Raw genomic sequence first — 22989 nt, forward strand, 5'->3', positions numbered from 1 at the left:
ACCCGATAACAACAGTTTTGTAATTAAGGTCATTTGTCGGAAGGTAAAATTGCCTTTCAAGGCACTGATTCCGTGTCCTCGCGAAAACACGTCAAAATGGAAAAGGGCGGCGTTGCCGCCGCCCTGAACCGGGTACAGTGTGTGATCGCTCCGTCCCTCTAGAAACTGGTGTCCAGTTGCAGATAGAGAACACGGCCGCGCGGGTCATGCGTCCGGCTTTCGAAACCGCCATTGGTGAACACCTGCGGCGGGTCCTCGTCAAACGCGTTGATGACGCCGACGGTAAAGCCGAGATCGCTGTCAAAATCGAACAGATTGGCCACGTTCAGACGGTACTGCGCGTCAACCGTGGTCATGCTGTCGATGGGAATGCCGCCATTCTGGTCATCGTCAAGGCCGGAAATGTGGCGGACAAAGAACCGGCCTTCATGGGTGCCGTCGGTAAAGGCCAGGCCGGTGTTGAACCGCCATTCCGGCGTCGGCGCGCCGAAATTGGTGAAGTTGCGGTTGCCCTTGCCGTCTATCACGTCTTCGCCCTGGGCATTCAGGAGGTCATAGCTGTTGACCCATGTCCCCTCGAAGAAGGGCTGGAACGTGCCGATATCGGTATCGATGGCATAGCGCACATTGAAGTCGAAGCCGTCCGTCTGGACGCTGGACGCGTTGATGAAGTCCGTCAGGACAAGCAGAATATTGCCGGACGCGTTACGGATCACGCGGTCCCCGGTCGGGTCGGCGTCCACCACCGCCTGGAAGTTCTCCTGGATCAGCACGTCGGAGAAATCATAGTTCCAGTAGTCGACATTGATGTCGAGACCGTCGACCGGCTGCCAGGTAAAGCCGACATTGAAGGCTTCCGACTGTTCCGGCAACAGATCGCGTTCGACGCCCTCGGGCGGATTGGTACGGACCGCGGCAAAGAACTGGCTGCCCGTCACAGGATCCAGAACCTGGTTCAGGCTGGTGCTGGCACCGGCCAGCTGGAAGATGCTGGGTGCGCGGAAACTGGTGGAGTAGGAGCCGCGCAGCGTCAGGGTTTCCGTCGGGCGGAACAGCAGCGACACTTTCGGGTCCGTCGTCGAGCCGATACTTCCGCCATAGTCCTCATGGCGCACGGCAAAGGACAGATCCAGCGTTTCATGCAGCGGGATCAGGGTTTCCATGAACCATGCATTGGCGGTCCGTTCCCCCTCAAAATCGGGTGATCCGATGACAAAGGCGAAGCCGTCCGCGTTGGCGATGTCGTCAAAATCACGGCTGAAGGTCTCGTCCCTGTATTGGAAGCCGACAGCCAGTTCGACCGTACCGGCCGGCAGATCAAACAGCGGGCCCGAGACAATCGCCTCGAAAGTCGACAATTCGGACCGCCCGTCGATGAGCTGCTCGCCGATGATGAAATCGATCACTTCGGGATCGTTCGGCAGGGCACCGAAGCTGGTGGCGAACGGGTTATAATAGAGACAGCCGTTTTGACCCGGCGTACCGGCCGCGACGTCGCAATTAAAGCCGCCCAGGCCCTGTAGCGCCAGGGAGAAATTGTCCGTGATGGTGTCTTCCGTCGATTGGAAGAAGTCATTCCAGGCATGCGTATAATTGACGTCATACGTCCACTCGCCGGTCAGTTCGCCGTTGAGCGTGGCGCTGATTCTGTAGGTGTCGGATTCAAAGGGCGCGGGCGAGGTCTGCCCGCCATTGCCGATTCCCCGGCCGAAAAAGATCACCGGCTCGCCGAAGGGGTTGCTCGGATGGTCCGTCGGCACCACCGCCCGGTCGGACTGCAGGAAGGGGAAAGTGGGCGAGTTGCCGCGTTCCGCTTCGTTCAGGGCAAAGGCACCTTCGATGCGGAATTCATGGGCGTCGCCGATCTGCTGCTTGAAGACACCATAACCCTGGATGCGTTGTTCTTCCGGCACCAGATTGAAGAAATCGCCGAAATCAAAGCGGCAGAAGCCCGGGGTCAGACCGCCGGCGGGTGCGCCGAGAGGCTGCGGGATACCGCCGAATTCCTCACACCCCGTGGGGTCGATAAAGGGCACGCCCGCAGGCAGGTTGAACGCCCCCGTACCGATGAAGGACCCTGGATTGCCAAGCGCGGAACTGTCGTCTTCCGGACGGCTCAGGCGCCGTTCGGACGTTGTCAGCGGTGAGCGGTCGTAAAAGCTGAACGCGCCCATCAGGCTTTGCCGGTCATTGCCCCAGCCCAACTTGACCTGCGCCAGGAAATCCTCCTGGCTGCCCTCGTCGGTCAGGAACTGGTAATTCACGGACGTGGCGATACCGCGGAAATCATCGTCGGTGATGAAGTTCACCACGCCGGCCACCGCGTCGGTGCCGTAAATGGCGGCGGCGCCGTCCTTGACGATTTCAATTCTTTGCGTGGCGATCATCGGAATCAGGGAGCTGGTGTCGACAAAGGTGACCCCGTCATTCGTCACCGTGCCGGAATTGACCTGACGGCGGCCGTTCAGCAGCACCAGGGTCGAGGCCACGCCAAGGCCGCGCAGGTTGAAATTGGACGTCCCCGTCGTGCTGTTCTGGGTAAAGGCGTCCGGATTGTTCTGCGCGCCGTTGTTGATCGTCAGGGTCTGCACCAGATTGGCGAAGTTGGTCGCGCCGATTTCATTCAGATTGTCCGCGCCGATCACAGTCAGGGGCGACGGACTGCTGGCCTGGGTTTTACCGCGCAGATAGGTGCCCGTGACGACAACCTCGTCAAGCTCCTCGTCCGCGTATACATCTTGCGCGGTATCCTGGGCATTCGCTGATGAGTTGATGGTGAAAGTCAGGCATCCGGCCATCAAAGCCGTTGCCCCGTAAAGACGGTTCAAACGCATATAATCCCTCCGAAAATGAGCCCACGGCACGACACCATCGGCACGCTCTCCCGCAACCAATCCTTAAGATTTTTGATCATGCCGTCAAGATGCGATGCACCACAGGCACAGTACAAAAGCCTATTGAACAAAGAAAATTCACCCACCTGTCACAAAAACAGCACGCTTTGACGCTTCCGCGCCATGGCGCATAGGTTGTAGAAGGCGGAAATGACGGGCGATCCCGGCTGCCGGCGCTTGCGTCCGGCTGGTCCGGATTACAAAGGCTCGATCAGGGCGCTTTGCACATAAATCGCGGCGCGGTCATGACCCAGCCTGCGGTTTAAATACGGCGTCAGATACGCCACCACCAGATCGGGATCGATCGGATCCGTTACCCGGAATCGTTGTCGGGCGAGACCGTTCAGGGCGGTGACGAAATCGGAGCGGATTTGCGGTTCATGCAGGCGGATATCGGCCATGTCGTCTTGTGACTGGGCGTCCAGTGTCAGTTCGATGGTCACACGTCCATCAATCCGGCCCCGATGGACGAGGGCGAAGACTATGGGGTGCATATCCAGTTTGCGCAGGATGCCGTCACCCTCGGAGTCCTCGGATTGGGCGGTGGCTGATTGCGACACCGCCGGTATGGCAAGGACCGCCATGACCATCAGGGCCAGGGCGGCCGCCGGCACGCGTGCGACCAGCCTGACGAACCGGTCACAGAACAGTCCGAAGCAAGGGCCGGTTCCGAGTGAGCCCGGACGCTTATCGCCCGGACGCTTATCGATAGACCGCTGTATTATCATTCTTTTCCACATGTTTCATGCCGGTTAGCTGTCACAGCCGATTGTACCATGTCTTTTGTCCGTACCACGCTCATCGAGCCCTATTCCGTCCGTCCATACCCGGTGGGACCGTGTTCTTGATTATTCCGTATCGGCGCACGTCTTTATCGGTCGGGTTTTGCCAGTTTGCCCGGCAGAGATTAAGAAAATCTTTGGGCCGCACCCCCTTAAGACTCATCGATTCCGATCAGGTTCAGGTTGCGCGCGTCATTTGCAGGTTTTATTTGCGGCAAGTTGCAAGATTTATTGTAATTTGCAATATTAAAATCTTGCAGAATACAAGGTTCTACGGCTCATCCTTAACGTGAGCGCACACATGTTAAAATTTTAACTATATGTAAATAAAGAAGTTTTTTTCCAAGCTTCACAGAATTTAATTTTGGCACACCGCTTGCTCATAGTCAGGTCTCCCGGACAGGGAAAGCGGGAATGGGATCTCTGAAAAGACTCGACCCCCAATCGCGTGCCCATTCCCGCATCCCCCGGTTCCGGCGATATCCTTCCCCTGTAACAGCCATCAGTTTCCAAGGCGCCACAGGACATGTCCGCCTGTTGCGTATGGTCCTTGCCCACAGGGGCGCAGGCTGCAAAGGCCGGTGCGGCAGCGTCAGCCGAACAGACTGATGCTGGGCGATGTGTTGATTTGCTGAAGCCTGTTCAGGGCGGTCTGGAAACCGGCAATCTGTCTTTGTGTGCGTTCCGAGACCGGACCGGAGGCCGCGTCCTGACGACTGAACAGATCGGTCAGGGGACTCGGCTCCAGCGACCGGAAGGCACGCTGAATCGTTGCGACGGCATCTTCCAGTTCGGTCTGGACAAAACGGGCCGTCGTCTTGTCCCGGATGTTCAGGACGCCGTCCAGGCCAAGACCGAAGGCACCGCCCAGATCGTCAGTGTCGCTCTCGTCCGTGGACAGGCTGGTAAAAATCCGGTCCTGCGGCAACAGTCGCCCGGGTTCCAGGCCCAGACGCTCCAGCGCATCCCTGTCACCTTTGCCGGGCAGCAGATCAATGGCGGGGCCGCCGCGCACGGCCTCGATCTTCAGTTTGTCGCCCTCGCTGGTGGAACTGACAGACACCGACACCTGACCGACCGCGCCGATGCGGATTTTCCGCATCAGGTCGTCAAAGGTGTCGCCGGCATCAATATCGATGCGGACACGGCGGCCGCCTTCCACCGACAGGGTGAAATAATCGCCCTCCCGGGCCGATGTCTGGGTGATGACATCCCGTGTTTCAGAGGCGTTCACAGTGCCCGAGGACAGGCCCAGCTTGGACAGGACACTGCCTTCCGATCTGCCGAAGGCAATGCCGGCGCCGGTTGACCGGGTTTGCAGTTCGCCGAATTGCTCGATGTCCTCCACCAGCCCGGTCGTGGTGTCCAGCCGGGCGACAAAGCCGTCTGTGGCGCCCGTCTGGGTTTCCGTGCCGAGCGCCCCGGCGGTGGTGCCGGCGACGAAGATGTCCGTGCCGTTGACCAGAATGTCATTGACCCTGTCGGCCCCGCTTGTTCCGATCAGCGTCGTGAAATTGGCCGTGGCTCCGGTGCCGGAATCGGTGATACCGGTAACAAAGCCGTCCAGGCCGCCCGCCGGCGTTCCGTTGACGGTGGCGGTACCCCCGGCATCCGGCACGGTGCCCTGCACGATGCCTGAGACAAAAACCGATGTCCCGTCCACCGCAATGCCCTGAATGGCGCCGTCCGTGCCAAGGCTGCCCAGATCAAGGCTGAAAATTTCCGTTGAAAAATCGGATGCGCTGACCTTGCGCAGGACCGCATTGCCGTCTTCTTCCAGGGCCAGCAGGATATTGCCGTCGTCGGCGACGGCGACGCCGGCAATGCTCTCATTACCCGCCGTGCCGAGGAGGGCGGACTGACTGACCGTTCCGCGGGTGCCGTCCAGTTTCAACAGCAGCCCGTCGCGTCCGCCGTTGAATGTGGTCGACGCATTGATGCTGCTGGTGGTGAAACCGCCCACCACAATGTCATCGTCGGCCCCCGGCGTGCTGCTGGCCACCGTTGTCACCGACAAAGCCGACGACGTGCCGAAATTGTCAAGCTGGTAGCGGAACACCTCATCCCCGCGGGCGGTGAATTTGGCGACAAAGGCATCCTTTGTGTCCAGAAGATCGCCCTGTCGCACCGGGCTGTCGGTCTGGCCGCTGACGATCACATTGTCATTGCTGTCCAGCGTGATGGCAAAGGCGTCGGCATCGCCGCTCACCCCCAGAAGGCGGGAAAACAGGACATTGCCCTCGCTGTCGAACTTGGTCAGGAAGACGTCCTCGCCCTCGGCCACATTGATCTGCCGGTCGAACGACCCGGCCGAGGACCCGACAACGTACAGACTGCCCTCGCTGTCGACGGCAATCCGCGCGGCGCTGGTGTCGGCATTGACACGGCTGGTGCCGGTGATGTTGGTGATGGAGGAGGCGTCTTCATCGACCGCGTCTGCCTCTTTCGCCGCGCGGTCCTCGCCGACGACTTCCCTGCGGGAATCCGCCAGGAACTGGTCCCGGCGCGCGGCGATGGCCGGATCAAGCGGTTCTTCATCCGTGTCGCTTTTCGCCGTGCGCTCCCGCAGTTCTGTTTCGGGAATGTCGATGCCGGAAAAGGAATAGGTGTCCGACACCCTGAGACTGCCGCTCAGGTCGGTTATTTCCTTGATCCGGCTGGTCACGGCAAATCCGTCCAGCACCTGCTCGACCGCGCCGGCGACAAACAGGGTCGGGCTGCCGTCGGTCGCGGAAAAGCGGACATCTTCGGTCAGGGTACCGTCCAGCAGCAGGCCCACTTCATTGCGCGTTCTGTCCGTGAACACGGTGAACTGGCTGTTGATCTGGGAGACCGGTTGCCCCTCGCTGTCAAAAATCGGCTGTCCGTCTTTGTCCACGGCCTGGGGGACGGCAAGCTGTTCGTTCATGTAGGTGACGAGATTGTTCAGTGTCAGCGGCCCCGTCACCTGGCTGAGATCAATGGTGACGGTATCGGTCCGGCCGCTTTTGGTGACGGCGATCTCAAAGGTTTCCGTGCCTGTCAGGCCGGTCAGCACGTCATCCGCGCTGGCGGTGAGCGTCGCGCCCCGGAAATCGGTTTCATCCTTGCCGAGACGGGTGCTGGTCTCGGCTCTCGATGTGCGGTTTCCAAGCTGGATATCCAACTTGTCCAGCTCGGTCCGGGCAATATAGTCGCGCACCTCCGCCAGGCCCTGCTGGAACTGTTCGTCCAGGCGGGCCAGCGAACTGTCCGATGTGCTGTCCTGGCCCGCATATTCGGCCAGAACCCGCAGCCGCTCGAGCGCCCGGAACAGAACGAATGTCGCCTCGCGGTCCGCATCGCCGGCGACAGCCTCCAGCTCGCTGGTGTTGGTGTCGATGAAACTGGACAGGCCGCGCACTTCGCGGATTTCCTGGTTCAGCGGCGGATCGCTGTCCTGCTCGGCCACCCAGGGCGGCACGATCACCGCTTCCTCCCGGCGATTGATGGCGGCGCGGTCCTCGTCCGACAGGGTGGTCAGGGACCGCTGCGCAATCTGGGCGTTCAGACTGGCGCTGAGAAGATTGGGATCAAACCCGACAACGGGCCGGATGATCGGATTGCTCCGCTGGTTGCCGCCGGAAGACCCGAACAGGCCGCCGGACGAGGAACCGTTCCTCGTGTTCAGCGGTGAAAACAATCCGCTTAGACTGACCGATCCGAACAAGGCCATTGCCTGTTTTCCCCAGTGTCTCTTGTCCCCAGCGTCCGTTGTCCCTGGCGTCCGTTGTCCCTGGCGTGTCTTCAAAAACCGGCGGTGCCGGTAGATTTACAGTACAAAATCACACCGGCCTTAACCGGGCAAAAACAACCCACCGGCAAAAAATGCCGTCCCATGGGACGATACACTGCCCCAAAGGGCCGAGTCGGGCGGCAAAGCTTGCCGGGTATTTGCATCTGCCGCCCTTTGATCCTACATCTGTTGCAAAACTTGTGACAATTCAGCATGCATGCCGCAACAAATCATTGCGGCACCGCATCCCTCAAGGAGGCTCCAGGATCCATGTTCGCACTTTTCTGGCTGATCGACACATTGCTTGGGCTGGTCAAGCTGGCGGTTTTCGTCGGTGTCATTTTAAGCTGGCTGGTCGCCTTCAACGTCATCAACGCCTATCAGCCCTTTGTCCGGTCGGTGTTGAGCTTTCTCGATGCGGTGACGGAACCGCTTCTCCGGCCGTTCCGCCAGATTGTGCCGTCACTGGGCGGTATGGATATCTCTCCCATCCTGCTTTTGCTGGCCATTCACTTCCTCCAGATTCTGATCCGCACATCGGTGGCGCCCATATTCGGCGTCTATGGGTATTGATCCGGCCTGGAAAGTCTGTCCCGGTATTGGTAACTGGGGGCATGGTGCTGTAGAGCTTGCTTTTAATCCCAAAGCTGTCCTGGGACCCGGTACGGTGCCGGCCACAAGCTTGGTGTGCTTGTGATGCATGCTGTTGGATAAAGTGTGCACCAGTCTTTATCAATGGCTTAGGAGGCCATTTTTACGACAACAAATGTATAGCGCTGAATGGGGTCTAAGTCACATATGTAGTGCTCGCGGCTCTTTAGTAATTTTCTCAAGGCAATGATCGCGCGTTACTATGATGGGTTTCTAGGTAAGTGCTACCGTTGCGCATTGGGAAACCTATCAATCTGCAATATTCGCACCGACCCTTTAGCTCTATGCAAAGCCGAATTACGAACGTGCGGCTTCGCCTCAAAAGTAACGTTCATGGTGTTCTGGTTGTTCAGTGTGTTGTTTTCTAATTCCAGCAGTGCAAATTGATCTACAGCATTAGAGATTTTTGCGCCTCTTATAGAGTGTAACATCTTCGTTTTCGCGGTCGTATAAAGCCCGCCATAATCCAGGATCAAGTGCATGTTTGCTAACTGTTGAAAGTTCGGCTTCTGGTATTTTCAGGTTTTTGCGTATGCCATCCATAAAATTACGCGAACAGGAAGGATGGTATTGGTTGGTCAAGCGAATGGCGTCATCCATTCGAATTGCTCTTTGTGCTCATATCGGTTTTGAGATTCGCCGATGGTTGATTGGTCATAATTCTGGAAGATTGAATCTGGATTGATGTAAAATGATTGATATATGAGTCATAGAATGATTTTATGTACTATATATGAGTCATTTGGATAGATTTTATGCCTAAGAAGCGATTGCGGAGATACACTAAAATAACAGAAAGCGCTGTCGCACTGCTTGGCGAGCTCATTCAGCTTGGCCGCAAAAGACGAGGGTTCTCAGAAGCCCAACTGGCTGAACGTGCTGGTGTAAGTCGTGCGACTATTCAACGTATTGAAAAAGGTAGTATGACAAGCGAAATCGGCTTGGTTTTTGAACTTGCAGGGCTTGTCGGCATTCCTCTGTTTGGCGATTTGGATGGTTCGATTGAATCGACACGTGAAAGTACACGCAATAAGATTGCACTCTTGCCCAGCCGTATTCGCGAAAGCCAAGATGACCTAAAAGATGACTTCTAGCGGTACACCCTATGTCGAATGTTATGTTTGGATTTGGTTGCCGGGTCAAAGTAAGCCGGTGGTTGCTGGTAGATTGAGTCGTTCAGGAAGTCAGCTGGTTTTTAATTACGGTAGATCCTATCTCGAACGATCCGGCGCAATTCCAATCTTTCTCCCCGAACTTCCACTTGATTCTGGAATAAAAAAGCCTGTGAAAGGGGCTATGCATAGCTCTATTAGAGATGCATCTCCAGATGCTTGGGGGCGGCGGGTCATCTTAAATCGACGCACTGGAAAAACCGGTACAGCATTAGATGCGATAGAAACAGATGATGAACTGGGTTTTCTATTAGAGTCAGGATCAGACAGAATTGGGGCTCTAGACTTTCAAGCATCTCCAACCGAGTATGTTTCGCGTATCGAAGATAACGCTTCTCTGGCAGAGTTGCTTGAAGCTAGTGAGCGAGTAGAGAAGGGTTTGCCTTTATCCGAAGCGCTTGACCGTGTACTTAATCACGGTACCTCCATAGGGGGCGCTAGACCGAAAGCAATACTTGAATCTGGAGGAAGAAAATATATAGCTAAATTCTCTGCATCAAACGACGCATACTCGGTCGTCAAGGGTGAGTACATCGCCATGCGGCTGGCAGCTCTTGCCGGTCTGAATGTTGCTCCTGTCTCCCTGAACGAAACACTAGATAAAGATGTTTTGCTTATAGAGCGGTTTGACCGAGTGCCCACGGATACAGGCTGGTTGCGACGAGCTATGGTTTCTGCGTTAACAATTCTTGGTCTGGATGAAATGGAAGCCCGTTATGCCAGTTATGGCGATCTGGCAGAGAAAATTCGCTATAGATTCACAGATCCTAAAATAACTCTCATCGAACTCTACCGAAGAATGGTTTTCAATGTTTTAATCGGTAATACGGACGATCACGCCCGTAACCATGCCGCATTCTGGGATGGAGAAATGCTCGAACTGACTCCTAGCTACGATATATGTCCACAGGGCCGAACGGGCGGAGAAACATCGCAAGCTATGCTGCTGGTGGGAAATGATAGATCTAGTCGGATAACGACTTTACTAGATTCTGCAAAGCAATTCTTCTTACATGAAGACTGTGCTGTTAGGATTATCAATGACCTTGTGGAAACGATTGCGACAAACTGGAGTAGTGTTATTAATGAAGCCAAATTAACCCCTGTAGATCGGAGATTGTTTGCAGGCGGTCAATTCCTCAATATCTCAATCCTTTATGGATTAAGCGAGCGTAACACGCATCTTGATTCTATAATTAAAAAAGCTCGACAATATATAATAAAAAATGTGCAAACTTAAATCTTAATATCTAACCTGCCCACTCTTTTGGGGTTCGAAGGCAGAATGCGTAGAGTGCCAGTCCAATAAAGTTACCGATTTTCACTGCCTGCTATCAAATTGAAACATATTTTTCAGAATATCTACAAAAAATCAAATAAATTTCGTCTCATACATATGCAAAGATCACAATATTTAATTTTAGTATTGTTGTATATAGAAGTATTATCGATTCTATATTTTAGTTTTTGAATTTTGATTGTGTCCACTGATAACTTTGCTCAATGTGTATGCCAGCGTCTTTTAATTCCGTCTATGCAAAGAAGATCGAGTTTATAAGGCTTTGGAATTAATTGCGAATTTTCTATCAGAAATCCAAAGACCCAGATTTTTGATTTCATAGACATAGACAATGTATTTTCCGCGCTTTGCAAAACAGGGTCCTTCATCGGATATGCTTTAATTTGTTCAGAATCGAGTTGGATAGGCCGTAATATCTTGCGGCTTGCCCCAGTTTGCGATGCGGATTATAGCGAGACGGCAGATCGTCGGCAAAGCCTGTCGGTGACATTCGGCCACCGGCCGAAGGCTTCGTCAGGGCTGACGGCACGGCTTTCCGGGGCAGACCTAACGGCAGAAGACGACCGTCCGGAAACGCCCGAATGAATTGGGGGTCAGACACGTGAGCGCAACGCATCCCGGCATCAATCGTATCGACGGCAAGAAAACCGCCGCGGCTTTAAGAGAGCGCATCGCGGGCCATGTGGCGCGGCTGAAAGCCGATCACGGCCTGACGCCCGGCCTTGCCGTGGTCATTGTCGGCGAGGACCCGGCCAGTCAGGTCTATGTCCGCAACAAGGTGAAACAGACCGGCGAAGCCGGCATGAACAGCCTGCATTTCGCCCTGCCGGCCGACACGCCCGAGGCCGATCTGCTTGCCAAAATCGCCGAATTGAACGCGGATGAGACCGTTCACGGTATTCTGGTGCAGTTGCCCCTGCCGGGTCACATCGATGCGAACAAGGTCATCGACACCATCGATCCGGCCAAGGATGTGGACGGTTTTCATGTGGTCAACGCCGGGCGTCTGGCGACCGGTACCGGCGGGCTGATCCCCTGCACGCCGCGTGGCTGTTTGATGCTGTTGAAACAGACTGTTGGCGATCTGAGCGGCAAGCGCGCCATCATCGTCGGACGGTCCAACATCGTCGGCAAGCCCATGGCGCAACTGCTGCTGGGTGAAAACGCCACCGTCACCATCGCCCACAGCCGTACAGCAGATCTGGCGGACGAGGTGGCGCGGGCCGATATCGTCGTTGCCGCCGTGGGCCGGGCGCATCTGATCAAGGGCGACTGGATCAAACCGGGCGCAACCGTCATCGACGTCGGTATGAACCGGGTGGACGCGCCCGAAAAAGGGCCCGGCAAAACCCGGCTGGTCGGCGATGTGGACTATGAGGCCGCTGCCGCCCATGCCGGCGCCATCACCCCGGTTCCGGGCGGTGTCGGCCCGATGACCATCGCCTGTCTTTTGGCCAACACGCTGGTGGCGGCCTGCCGCCAGGCGGGTCTTGAGGACCCGCGACTTTAAGGGAGGGCCGGTCCAGTGGTTTACGACGCCTTTGTCGGGGCCTTCGTCGCCCTGTTCGTCATCGTCGATCCCATCGGCATCGCGCCGGTTTTCGCCGGTCTGACCCAGGGCACGTCCAGGGCGCACAAACGCGCCATGGCCATCAAGGGGTCCATCGTGGCCCTCTTGATCCTGCTGTTTTTTGCCTGGGCGGGGAAACCGTTTCTGGCGGCCCTCAGTATTTCCATCGATGCCTTGCGCGTCTCCGGCGGCATTCTGCTGTTTGTCATCGCCTTTGAAATGGTCATGGAAAAACGCGGCGAGCGGAAACAGGAAACGGCTGAGGAAATTCACGAATATTTCGAGGATATATCGGTTTTTCCCGTCGCATTGCCCCTTCTGGCCGGCCCCGGGTCCATCGCCACCGTCATCCTGCTGATGACAGATTATGAAAACAGCCTGGCGGCGCAGGGCGCGATCCTGGCGGCCCTCGGCATTGTCATTCTGCTGACGCTGATCATCTTTCTGATGGCGGGCAAGGTCATGGACTGGCTGGGCCCGACGGTGAACACGGTGCTCACACGGGTTCTCGGCGTCATTCTGGCGGCCCTGGCGGCGCAATATGTTCTGGACGGTCTGGTCGGCGTTTTCCGCCCGGATGTCGTCTGAACCGAATGAAACAGGGGATACGGCCGGCCGCCTGTCGCGCCCGGCGTTCCCGTTCGTGACCTAATTCCCTTGGTCCGGATATGCCATGGCCGGGCGGTATACAGCCGTCGCGGTGGATACCGCCCCCAATGGCAGGTCTTATCGCTGTAGGATGCCGGACAGGGCGTATTGCAGGATGCGCACCACCTGGGCCGGTGTTTCGGCAACGGCGAGGGCGGCGCCGTCCACTTCCTTCAGCGCGTGGGTCAGGGACGGGTCGTGCAGGGTGATGACGGCCTTGCCGAGTGCGCTGGCGTAGCCCGCATCAAAGGCCGCGTTCCACTGCCGGTATTTGTCGCCGAACCGCACAACGACCACATCGGCGTCTTCGATCAGTTTGCGGGTCCTGATCGCATTGACCCGTGCGCCCAGTTGATCGCGGAAAAAAGCGCTTTCCGGTTCACCCAATATGGTGGCGCCGCAATCGTCCGAGTCCGCGTGGGCCGTCACGGGCGATGTCAGGACGGCGTTGAGGCCGGCGCCCTCCACGCCTTTGGTGATTTCCTCACGCCAGTCGGTGTGGATTTCCCCTGACAGATAAACGGTCCAGGGCATGTCATCATTGTAGGTCATCCGGTTTCTCCCGATTTCAGAAGCAGCAAAACGACGGTCAGGCTGATCACTGACAAGATGGTCGACAACAACACGGTCGAGGCCGCGCGCCGGGGGGCAATGCCGTATTGGCTGGCGAAACTGTAGGCCACCATCCCTGTCGGCAGCGACGCCAGCACCGTCGCCGTGCCGACCCATGTGGCCGGCAGGGCAAAGACATAGGTGCCCATCCCGTAAACGGCGGCGGGCAGCAGCACCAGTTTCAAAAATACAGCGGTCAGGGCCTGCGGCAGGTCACCGGAAATCCGCACCTGCGACAGGGCCAGTCCGGCCGCGAACAGTCCCACCGGCGCGGCCGCCGCCGCCGGCAGGCTGACAAGCCGGTTCAGCCAAAGCGGATAGGGCAGGCTCAGCGCCGACCAGACAAGGGCGGCCGCCAGGGCCACCATGATGGGATTATGGGCGATGGCACCGAGCACACGGCGCAGGATCACCGCGCCCGATCCGCCACCGGCACTTTCCACCACCACGGTGGTGATGGGCAGCAGTGTCAGGGAATGAAAGGACAGCAAAATCAGCAGCAGGCGCACGCCTTCTGGGCCATAAGCGGCCTCCATGATCGGTACGCCGAGAAAGGCGCCATTGGCAAAACAGGTGGCCAGCGCGAAAACACCCTGCTCTCCCAGACTGAGACGGAACAGCAGTTTCGCCAGCGCCATCGCCAGAAAATAGACACTGTAAAGGGACAGGTAAAACGCCGCCGCCAGCATCAGTTCCGTGCCCCCCGGCAGCGGTCTCGGCGCGATAAACCCGAAAATCAGTGCCGGGATCCCCACATACCAGACAAAGGTGATCAGGACCTGGGCGTCCCCCTGGCGAAACAGGGCCGTCCGTCCCAGGCCGAAACCCAGCGCGATCACCAGAAAGACCGGCGCGATGATGCTGATGGTCCCGGCCATGCCGTCGATACCGTTCCCGGTTGATGCCTATTCGTAACTGGGCGGTTCCTGGACCCGGCCGCGCTGTTTCAGCAGTTGCAGACGCAGGGCATTCAGTTTGATGAAGCCCTCGGCGTCGCGCTGGTCGTATACGCTGTCTTCCTCGAAGGTGACGTGGGCCATGGAATACAGGCTCATCGGGCTTTTCCGGCCGACGACCTGGGCGGACCCCTTGTAAAGCCGGACCCGCACGGTGCCGCACACACAGTCCTGCGATGTATCGATCAGTGCCTGCAACATCTCGCGTTCCGGCGAGAACCAGAAGCCATTGTAAATCAGTTCGGCATATTTGGGCATGATCTCGTCCTTGAGATGCATGGCGCCCTTGTCCAGCGTGATGCTTTCGATGCCGCGGTGCGCCGCCAGCAGGATCGTGCCGCCGGGCGTCTCATATATGCCGCGCGACTTCATGCCGACAAAGCGGTTTTCCAGCAAATCCAGCCGGCCGATGCCGTGACGGCGGCCATGGTCGTTCAGCGCGGTCAGCAGGGTTGCCGGGCTCATGGCCGTACCGTTGATGGCGACCGCATCGCCCTTTTCAAAATCGATATCGATGAATTCCGGTTCATCCGGGGCGGAGACCGGATTGTCCGTACGGCTGTAGACAAATTCCTCCGCCGCCGCCCACGGATCTTCGAGGGCCTTGCCCTCGGATGAGGTGTGCAGCAGGTTCGCATCGACGCTGAAGGGCGCCTCGCCGCGCTTGTCCTTGGGGATCGGGATCTGATGCTGTTCGGCGAACTCGATCAGGCGGGTGCGTGACGTCAGGTCCCATTCCCGCCAGGGTGCGATCACCTTGATGTCAGGGTTCAGCGCATAATAGCCCAGTTCGAACCGGACCTGATCGTTGCCCTTGCCGGTGGCGCCGTGACACACCGCGTCGGCGCCCACGGCGGCGGCGATTTCGATCTGGCGTTTGGCGATCAGCGGGCGCGCAATGGCGGTGCCCAGCAGATACTGTCCTTCGTAAACGGTGTTGGCCCGGAACATCGGGAACACGTAATCGCGGACGAATTCCTCCCGCAGGTCCTCGATAAAAATTTCCCTGATGCCCAGAAGTTCGGCTTTTTTGCGCGCGGGCTCAAGCTCCTCGCCCTGGCCGAGATCGGCGGTAAAGGTGACGACTTCGGCATCGTAGGTCACCTGAAGCCATTTCAGAATGATGGAGGTGTCGAGCCCGCCGGAATAGGCAAGCACCACTTTCATGGGAGAAGAAGACATTAAAGAACCCTGTGGATTGGCGTGATCGTTTGGCCCGCGAGTATAGAGAGGGCATCTGCCCGGTCAAAGGCAAATAGACAGGGCAGCGGCACAGCAACATACCTGGCGGAGCGGCTCCATGTCGTGGGGAAAACAATCCACCGGTGGGGCGATGAATTATTGTTTGCCGGTGACATGGCAGCGGGTACAGGCAAGCCGGCCTTATGTCAGACCGGTCGAACTGAAATGATCGCCTTCGGGTGACGTTTCGGCTGTGGCCGCGACCGCGGTTGCCGCCGCAGCGGTCTCGCGGGCGATCTGGGCCTTGGATTTTTTTTCCGAGGCGGACTTCAACTGGCCGCAGGCCGCCATGATGTCGCGTCCGCGCGGGGTGCGTACCGGTGCGGAAATGCCCCCTTCGTATACAATGTCGGAAAAACGCTGAATCCGGTCCCAGTCGCTGCATTCATAATCCGTCCCGGGCCAGGGGTTGAACGGGATCAGATTGACCTTTGCCGGCAGTTTGTATTTGCGGATCAGCCGCACCAGTTCGCGCGCGTCGCCGTCGCTGTCATTGATGCCTTTCAGCATGGTGTATTCAAAGGTGATGCGGCGGGCATTATGGGCGCCGGGATAGGCGGCACAGGCGCCGAGCACCTGTTCGAGACCGTATTTCCTGTTGATGGGCATGATCTCGGAGCGGACATCGTCCCGCACCGCATGGAGGGACACGGCCAGATTGACGCCGATTTCCGCGCCGCACCGTTCCATGTGCGGCACCACGCCGGACGTGGACAGGGTGATGCGCCGTTTGGACATCTGGATTCCTTCCGGATCCATGATGATATCCAGTGCTTTTTTGACATTGTCGAAATTGTACAGCGGTTCGCCCATGCCCATCATGACGATGTTGGTGACGCTGCGGCCTTCCGTCGGGTTTTCCCATTCCCCCAGATCGTCGCGTGCCACCATCAGCTGAGCGACGATTTCCGCCGCCGTCAGGTTGCGCACCAGGCGCATGGTGCCGGTATGGCAGAATTTGCAGTTGAGGGTGCAGCCCACCTGGGACGATACGCACAGCGTGCCGCGATCTTCTTCCGGGATGTAGACGGTTTCGGCCTCGGACCCGTCGGCGAAGCGGATCAGATATTTGCGTGTGCCGTCGCTGGAATACTGTGCCTCGGTCACTTCCGGGCGGCGGATGATGAAATGACGGTCAAGCGCGCCGCGCACATCCTTGGATATGTTGGTCATGACGGCAAAATCGCTGATGCCGCGATGATACAGCCAGTGCCACACCTGGGCTGTACGCATTTTCACCTGTTTTTCAGGAACGCCGATATCGGTCAGCGCCACGCGCAGTTCGTCCCTGTCCAGGCCAAGAATATTGCGTTTGCCGGTTGTCGCATCGGGATCGGCACGGTGGGTGGCGACCGGAATGTCGCCGGTGGGCGTGATCTGCATCTGTCTCTCCTGCCTTTTGCCGGATGGCCCCCTGATGACGGGACGGCCGGGCGCCAGGACCTCTGGTCATGATTGTGGCGGGCCTTTGGTAACGGCCCAGGCAAACCCCGGTTTCGCGGGGTGCCCGTCCCTATCGCGGGCACGGCGTCCCTGTCAAGGAAATCGGGGCCTGTCAAGGAAATCGGGGCCTGTCAAGGAAACCGGGGCAAAGCCGTGTGGAAGTCCCGTCAGCGGCAGGCTTTGGTGATGGCGTTATAGGCGGCGGTAAATCCGGACAGGGAATATGTGTCCGTTGTCACCGTGCCGCGCGCGCTTGTAGCCTTTGCCACCATGCGGCTGCCGCGTTTGAAGGCGGCCACCATCGCCCTGTCATCGCGCGGGTCATAGGCCCAGGCCGCGCGCCCTTCGGTAAACAGACGGTACGCCGGCTTGCCGTCAACGCTGACAGTCACCTCGCTGCCGGATTTCAGGGGATAACCCACATTGACATTGATCTCATCCTTCACATCGAAGGCGGGGCGGTGTTGGACGATCACATAAATGTCGCCGCGGCTGACATTCTTGCGGCTGGCTGTCCAGCGTTTCGCCGTTGAAATCATGTAACAGGTTTTCTCGCCCGCGTTCGACGTCATGACAAGGGCGTCCCAATCCCGGAAACTGCCCAGGAGTTCCCGCTTGCCGCGTCCCTGCGCCTGTGCCTCATATGCCGGAAGGCACAGCATGGTCAAAACCATGGCGCCCAGAGCGACGACATGCATAACCATGGTATTCACAATCATGGCGCCGGTCCCCATGCCTGCCCGGCTGAAAAATTTCTTATGTGTCCTTACACCGACCACTGTCCGTTTCCCCTGTTGGCTGCCCCGTTTGTGACCCCTTTATCATTGTCCGGCGGCTTTTACCCGTCTGGCGGCGCGGTCCCGCCGGCTGATCGGCCGGCCGTGGACGTGCCCGCGCGGTTCCACGGGCGTCTGTCCCGCCATCACGGGCCGTTCGGCAAAGCCGCCCATCAACCGCCACCGGTCATATAGAACAATGGCACCCGCCGTGGCCACGTTCAGAGAGAAGTGTGTCGGAATTTTGATCATGAAATCGCAGCGCGCGCGCATTTCAGGCGACAGGGACGAGCGTTCCCCGCCCAGAACGTAAAGAGCCTGGGCGGGATGGCGAAAACTGGGCAGGTCGATGGCGGCGTCATCCAGTTCTATCCCGACAATCCGCCCGCCCTGCGGCACCGGTACGGCGTCGGCGCTATCATAATTGAAAAAGGGGATCTGTTCGTGGGTTTTCGATGTGTCGGCGAAATCCTTGGTCACGACCTCGCCTGTGTGGGCGACGCGTTTCGGCTTGACCGCAAAGACGAAGTTTGCTCCGAACGCATGGGCCGTGCGGATCAGATTGCCCACATTGCCTTCCTTGGAGGCCCCGTCGATACCGATGGCGAAAAAACCGCGCATAACAGGCTTACGCTGTCCCAGTCGCTTTGCCGCTGTCAAGCGGCGGCACGGTTTTGCGTGCATCGGGATGCAGAACCGCGATCAGGCAAATGGTGATAATGGCCAGCGATGCGCCGTACATGGTGCGTATCACATGCAGTTCGAACAGAAGCCCCATCGCCATGTTCGCCACCGGCAGAAGGCCGATCGCCATGAACATCAGCATGCTCATCACCCGGCCCATCATATGGCCGGGGGTAATGCGTTGCAGCCAGGATATGAACTGGATCCAGACGAAACTGTCGCCAAGCCCGGCACAGAAAAACAGGATCATCGCCACCTGATAGGCCTCGAAATACGCCACCATGCCCAGCGTGGCCCCGGAAAAGATAAAGGCCGCGAACATCGCGCGCGGCAGCCATTTCGGCGGTATGGGGCGGACCATGCCGCCAAGCAGGCTGCCGATAAAGGCCCCCATGCCCCAGGCGCCGATTTCCAGTCCGTAAATCCGCGCGCCGTCCAGAAACCGTTCCTTGGCCAGCGCCGGCAGGCCGACAAAGATCGGCGCCTGATAGAAGAATTCCAGCGCCATGATACCGATGAAGCACAGGCGCACCGGCGGCTGCGCCCAGATATGGCGCATCACCGCGACGACATCCCTGAACATGGATGTCTTTTTGTTGACGGACCCGGTCGTCTGCGTGGTTTCGGCCGTCTCTTGCCCGTCGTGCTCCCCGTTGGCGTCCTGCTGTTTCAGGGACCGCGTTCTGATCAGCGCCAGCGTCAGGCCCGAGACGGCAAAGGTCAGCCCGTCCAGAAAAAAGGCGCGCGCCAGGCCCGGACGATCCTGCTGATAGCCGCCGGCGGTGTCCGCCGCCGGCACCGGCGCCGCGCCATGGGACATGTCGCCAATTTCGCCGGCGATCACCAGGCCGGCGATAATGGGGCCGAGGGCCACGGCCAGATGGGCGGTCATATGCACAACGGCATTGCCGGCCTGCAACTGTTCGGGTTTGACCAGACTTGGAATGATCGACGTGCTGGCGGGATAGAAGAAGGCGTCGGCAATCCCGAAGGCAAGGGCGATGACAAAGACGAAAGCGGGCCCCGCCGTATCGGTGAAGATCATATAGGCCAGGGTCATCACCAGGGCACAGCGTATCCAGTTGGTCGCCAGCATGACGGCCCGCGGGCTTGTCCTGTCGACCACGGCCCCGCCCGCCAGCATCAGAACCGCCCGTGGCAGGCCCTGTGCCGCGAAGACAAGCCCGGTCATGGCCGGGCTGCCGGTCATTTGCAGCACCAGCCACGGAAAGGCGATCAGACTGATGTGATCCCCGATGACCGAGACCAGTTCACCGATCCAGAAGATCAGAAAGTTGCGGTCTTTGAACAGCTGTATCATAAGAGACGGTCATCACATGGAGCGGCAGGAAATAGGGCCGAAGGTAGTACATCAGGCCCGTAACAACCACAAGCGGCAGATATATGACAGATGATGACAATACCCCCCGACCCGCTGCGCCCGGCAGCCGGGCGTCTGACGCGGTGGCGGCAAAGGCGCCTTCCGTCCCTGTCAAGCTGGCGATCGAGCTGGGGCCGCTGATCGTTTTTTTCGCGGCCTTTCAATGGGGCGGGCTGATGGTGGCCACCGCCGCCTTCATGGTCGCCATGGTGGCGGCCATGGGGACAAGCTGGCTGATGACGCGCCATGTCGCGCCCATGTTGTGGGTATCCTTTGTCATCGTGATGGTCATGGGGTCCCTGACCCTGTATTTCGCGGACGAAACATTCGTGAAAATGAAGCCGACACTGGTCAATCTGATCTTTTCCACGGTTCTGATCGTCGGGCTTGTAACCGGGCGGCCCCTGCTGAAAACGGTTCTGGCGAGCGGACTGCCCCCCATGGCGGAACAGGGCTGGGTCGTCATGACCCGCAACTGGGCGCTTTTCTTCGCCGCCATGGCCGTTTTGAACGAACTGGTGTGGCGCAGCCAGACAACGGATGTCTGGGTCAATTTCAAAACCTTCGGCTATCTGCCGATCACCCTGGTTTTCGCACTGTTGCAGACGCCCGTCATCGCCCGCTATCAGCTTGACGACGACAGCCGGGACTGAGGCTGACCCGCACCGGCGGCCGGTCAGGCGTTTTCCCAGCCTTTCGGATTGGAAAAGGGGGCGAAGGCGTTTTTGTCCTCAACCGCGCGGAAATCGGTGAGCGCCCAGTGCACACTTGGAAAGGCGAGACTGTCCCACGGAATATCCGCCCAGTCGAAAAACGCCACCTCCAGACTTTCCGGGCCCGCGGCAATGCCGGGGTCGTCCAATGTGGCGCGAAACATCATCTGGACCTGCGAGATGCGCTTGACGGTATAGACGGCGAGCAGGTCGTGCACACGGATGCGGGCGCGGGCTTCCTCCCACGCTTCGCGCATCGCGCCCTCGGCAGGTGTTTCGTGCAGTTCCATAAACCCGGCCGGAATGGTCCAGAACCCTTTTCTCGGCTCTATGGCGCGCCGGCATAAAAGAACCCTGCCGCCATCGGTGACAACGGACCCGGCCACCAGTTTCGGGTTTTCATAATGGACAAAGCCGCAGGACCGGCAGACCATACGTTCATGATCGTCGCCATCGGGCACGGTCCGGTGAAAATCCTGGAAAGGGTCCCCGGACTCCGTGTCCGCCGTATCGTTTTCGGGTGTGTCGGATTTTATCATGGCGCCAGTCTGGCGGGGGTATACGCCCCTGTCCAGTACCGATGGCGGGACGGGCATTCATCAGCCCGGGCGGGGCATATGATATGTACCGCCGGCCGTGTCAGACCCGCAGATCGACAATCTGGCCCAGCGGCACGTCGCGCCGGTCATTCCCTGCCGACAAACGACCCACGGGGGCTTCGCGTGTTTGCGGTGCGGCGGTGGCATCACCGGCCTCCAGGGACTGTACACGGTTTTGCGCGGCGGCAATGTCCTGGTCGCTGGATATGTCGGGCCGGCGGCGCGAGACCCCGGCTTCCAGCGCCCTTTGGGAGACCCCGGACCGGCCGGCCGCATCGTCCTGACCGCGAAAGGACAGGCGGTCGCGGCTTGTATCCCGGCCGGCTTCACTGGCATCCGCCCGCTGGTTGAGGGTCCGCCGCGCACCGGATCCATCGTCCTGTGTCGCCCGAAGCTGCGCCTGCAATTGTGCCTGTAGCGTGGATGAATTCTGATCGATGACCATCGTCAAGCTCAGAGCCTTTTTCAGGCCCTTGTCCCTCTCCCCCGGCACCCGCTGTTCCGGCCGTGCCCAACGGCTTTACCCTGACGGCGCCGGATGGATGCGTCCCACCAAGGCCGTGCGTGCAGCAGATTGTGTCCGATCTGACGATTTCTTCGCGGGGCCTTTGTGCCCGGTATCCGATTTTTTCCGGATACATTTGATTGCGGCCTGTGGCCACGTGCCGATTGTTTTTCCTTGATCGACCTTTTCAGGGTGAGGCATCTGGCCCCAAAGAGTCAAGCAATGCCTGCAAGGCGGCTGTGCGATCTGCACTGACATGGCCAAGGCCCTTTCGCAGGACATCGGCGGCCACAGCCTTTTCGCCCAGCGCCAGATGACTGCGCGCCAGCATAAGCCAGCCATCCGCGTCCGCCGGCGTTTCCTCCAGCCGCGCGGCCAGGCGTGCCATCATGCCGCGTGCCATGGCATCGCGGTCCTGCGGCGACATATCGGCGACCCCCTCCAGTATCTCATCGGACAGGGCCGGGGGAACGGCGCCGAGTCGCCGCAGGGCGGCCACCAGACGGGACCGCCAGGGGGCGTCCTGCGGTGTGCGGTCAAGCAGGGCCTGCCACACCGCTTTGGCGCCGTCCTCATCACCCGCCTGATCCAGTGCCAGGCCAAGATAATACCGGCCGGCGGGATGATCGGGGACATCGCGCACCATGCGGTCGATCAAAAGACGCGCGGCCGGCGTCACCTGTCCCCGTGACATGGCCAGAAAACTTTCGATTCGGGCCACCCGCCATTGCAGCTGGTCCGGTTCCAGGGTGGACAGGGCACCATATGCGCGGGCCGCACGGCCATAATCGCCGAGGGCATTGGCCGTGCGTGCCAGGATGCGCCATCCCTCGACATCGTCGGGGACACCGGCCAGCCGGTCCTCGATCGCCGCGATGGCCTCGTCGAATGTCGGTCCTTCCGGCGTTACCGGCGTGGCGCCACGGCTGATGCGCATGCCCGGTGCACTGTCCAGGCCCGGTGTGCCGAGCCAGGCGTAAAGCGCGGCACCGCCAAGGACGACGGCAAGAGTGAACAGGACAGGGCCTGTCCGTCCGTGTCCGGGTGCCGGACGCGGGGTTGCATTTGCGGTCAGACGCCGGTCCGGCCGCTCGGCGGCTTTGAGAAGACGGCGCTGCAACTCCAGCTTGGTCGCCCGGTAGGCGTCGGCATCCAGTTCACCGCGTTTGAAATCGGCTTCAAGGTCGGCCAGCTGCGCCTTCAACGGGGCAAGGGGATCGCCGCCGGAAGCCGGAACACCGCCAAGCCGGTAGGCAAACGCGGCCGCCATAAGGGCAACAACACCCAGCAGGACCCAGATCATCGCA

20 protein-coding genes are annotated in these 22989 nt (G+C 59.0%); 6 read left to right on the forward strand and 14 right to left on the reverse strand.

The window, feature by feature from the left end; translation table 11 throughout:
* Nucleotides 1–158 precede the first annotated feature (158 nt).
* The 3 genes from BXY39_RS17390 to BXY39_RS17400 all read right to left on the reverse strand — a co-directional run bounded on the left by BXY39_RS17390 (nucleotide 159) and on the right by BXY39_RS17400 (nucleotide 7370).
* Nucleotides 159–2834 carry a TonB-dependent receptor plug domain-containing protein gene (locus BXY39_RS17390; protein ID WP_121940156.1) on the reverse strand — a complete coding sequence of 892 codons (2676 nt, stop codon included), beginning with the start codon at nucleotides 2832–2834 and terminating at the stop codon, nucleotides 159–161.
* A 257-nt stretch (nucleotides 2835–3091) separates the two neighbouring features.
* Nucleotides 3092–3508: a hypothetical protein gene (locus BXY39_RS17395; protein ID WP_147453624.1), complete on the reverse strand. Its 417-nt coding sequence runs from the start codon at nucleotides 3506–3508 to the stop codon at nucleotides 3092–3094.
* Nucleotides 3509–4268: 760 nt separating this feature from the next.
* Nucleotides 4269–7370 (reverse strand): autotransporter outer membrane beta-barrel domain-containing protein, encoded by a 3102-nt coding sequence (locus BXY39_RS17400; protein WP_121940158.1) that lies wholly within the window; start codon nucleotides 7368–7370, stop codon nucleotides 4269–4271.
* A gap of 330 nt (nucleotides 7371–7700) precedes the next feature.
* Here BXY39_RS17400 and BXY39_RS17405 point away from each other — a divergent pair, with 330 nt between their 5' ends.
* On the forward strand, nucleotides 7701–8003 hold the full coding sequence (locus BXY39_RS17405) for a YggT family protein (protein ID WP_121940209.1): 303 nt from the start codon (nucleotides 7701–7703) through the stop codon (nucleotides 8001–8003).
* Between the two features lie 474 nt (nucleotides 8004–8477).
* Here BXY39_RS17405 and BXY39_RS19215 read toward each other — a convergent pair whose 3' ends face one another.
* The gene (locus tag BXY39_RS19215) at nucleotides 8478–8681 is read right to left on the reverse strand and encodes a hypothetical protein (protein ID WP_147453625.1); all 204 of its coding nucleotides are present in this window, start codon (nucleotides 8679–8681) and stop codon (nucleotides 8478–8480) included.
* 155 nt (nucleotides 8682–8836) lie between these two features.
* Here BXY39_RS19215 and BXY39_RS17415 point away from each other — a divergent pair, with 155 nt between their 5' ends.
* The 4 genes from BXY39_RS17415 to BXY39_RS17430 all read left to right on the forward strand — a co-directional run bounded on the left by BXY39_RS17415 (nucleotide 8837) and on the right by BXY39_RS17430 (nucleotide 12711).
* Entirely contained in the window at nucleotides 8837–9175 is a 339-nt protein-coding gene (locus BXY39_RS17415; protein ID WP_121940160.1) for a helix-turn-helix transcriptional regulator, read from the forward strand.
* The gene (locus BXY39_RS17420) at nucleotides 9165–10493 is read left to right on the forward strand and encodes a type II toxin-antitoxin system HipA family toxin (RefSeq protein ID WP_121940161.1); all 1329 of its coding nucleotides are present in this window, start codon (nucleotides 9165–9167) and stop codon (nucleotides 10491–10493) included. The genes BXY39_RS17415 and BXY39_RS17420 overlap by 11 nt, the downstream gene beginning before the upstream one ends.
* A 682-nt stretch (nucleotides 10494–11175) precedes the next feature.
* On the forward strand, nucleotides 11176–12063 hold the full coding sequence (folD, locus tag BXY39_RS17425) for a bifunctional methylenetetrahydrofolate dehydrogenase/methenyltetrahydrofolate cyclohydrolase FolD (RefSeq protein WP_121940210.1): 888 nt from the start codon (nucleotides 11176–11178) through the stop codon (nucleotides 12061–12063).
* Nucleotides 12064–12078: 15 nt separating this feature from the next.
* Nucleotides 12079–12711, forward strand: coding sequence for a MarC family protein (locus tag BXY39_RS17430; protein WP_121940162.1), 633 nt, complete (start codon nucleotides 12079–12081; stop codon nucleotides 12709–12711).
* Between the two features lie 138 nt (nucleotides 12712–12849).
* Here BXY39_RS17430 and BXY39_RS17435 read toward each other — a convergent pair whose 3' ends face one another.
* From BXY39_RS17435 to BXY39_RS17465, 7 genes are all read right to left on the reverse strand, one after another.
* Nucleotides 12850–13323, reverse strand: coding sequence for a YtoQ family protein (locus BXY39_RS17435; protein ID WP_211332318.1), 474 nt, complete (start codon nucleotides 13321–13323; stop codon nucleotides 12850–12852).
* Nucleotides 13320–14261 (reverse strand): AEC family transporter, encoded by a 942-nt coding sequence (locus tag BXY39_RS17440; protein WP_121940163.1) that lies wholly within the window; start codon nucleotides 14259–14261, stop codon nucleotides 13320–13322. Before BXY39_RS17440 ends, BXY39_RS17435 begins: the two co-directional genes overlap by 4 nt.
* Nucleotides 14262–14288: 27 nt before the next feature.
* Nucleotides 14289–15521 carry an argininosuccinate synthase gene (locus BXY39_RS17445; RefSeq protein ID WP_121940164.1) on the reverse strand — a complete coding sequence of 411 codons (1233 nt, stop codon included), beginning with the start codon at nucleotides 15519–15521 and terminating at the stop codon, nucleotides 14289–14291.
* 201 nt (nucleotides 15522–15722) lie between these two features.
* Nucleotides 15723–16964: a dual-specificity RNA methyltransferase RlmN gene (gene rlmN, locus BXY39_RS17450; RefSeq protein ID WP_121940165.1), complete on the reverse strand. Its 1242-nt coding sequence runs from the start codon at nucleotides 16962–16964 to the stop codon at nucleotides 15723–15725.
* Nucleotides 16965–17191: 227 nt separating this feature from the next.
* Entirely contained in the window at nucleotides 17192–17743 is a 552-nt protein-coding gene (locus BXY39_RS17455) for an invasion associated locus B family protein (protein WP_147453626.1), read from the reverse strand.
* 102 nt (nucleotides 17744–17845) lie between these two features.
* Complete coding sequence (locus BXY39_RS17460) at nucleotides 17846–18421, reverse strand: RNA methyltransferase (protein WP_121940167.1); 576 nt, start codon at nucleotides 18419–18421, stop codon at nucleotides 17846–17848.
* Between the two features lie 7 nt (nucleotides 18422–18428).
* A complete protein-coding gene (locus tag BXY39_RS17465) occupies nucleotides 18429–19805 on the reverse strand; it encodes an MFS transporter (protein ID WP_121940168.1) in 1377 nt (458 codons plus the stop codon).
* 83 nt (nucleotides 19806–19888) lie between these two features.
* Between BXY39_RS17465 and BXY39_RS17470 the strand changes: the two genes are divergently transcribed.
* Nucleotides 19889–20518, forward strand: a complete 630-nt coding sequence (locus BXY39_RS17470; RefSeq protein WP_121940169.1) for a septation protein A — start codon at nucleotides 19889–19891, stop codon at nucleotides 20516–20518.
* A gap of 23 nt (nucleotides 20519–20541) precedes the next feature.
* Here BXY39_RS17470 and BXY39_RS17475 read toward each other — a convergent pair whose 3' ends face one another.
* The 3 genes from BXY39_RS17475 to ccmI form a co-directional block, all read right to left on the reverse strand.
* Nucleotides 20542–21117, reverse strand: coding sequence for an NUDIX hydrolase (locus BXY39_RS17475; RefSeq protein ID WP_121940170.1), 576 nt, complete (start codon nucleotides 21115–21117; stop codon nucleotides 20542–20544).
* A 100-nt stretch (nucleotides 21118–21217) separates the two neighbouring features.
* Nucleotides 21218–21628, reverse strand: a complete 411-nt coding sequence (locus tag BXY39_RS17480) for a hypothetical protein (protein ID WP_211332319.1) — start codon at nucleotides 21626–21628, stop codon at nucleotides 21218–21220.
* Between the two features lie 241 nt (nucleotides 21629–21869).
* Nucleotides 21870–22985, reverse strand: coding sequence for a c-type cytochrome biogenesis protein CcmI (gene ccmI / locus BXY39_RS17485; protein WP_121940172.1), 1116 nt, complete (start codon nucleotides 22983–22985; stop codon nucleotides 21870–21872).
* Between the last annotated feature and the right edge of the window lie 4 nt (nucleotides 22986–22989).

Source organism: Eilatimonas milleporae (assembly GCF_003688555.1).
Lineage (GTDB): Bacteria > Pseudomonadota > Alphaproteobacteria > Sphingomonadales > Kordiimonadaceae > Eilatimonas > Eilatimonas milleporae.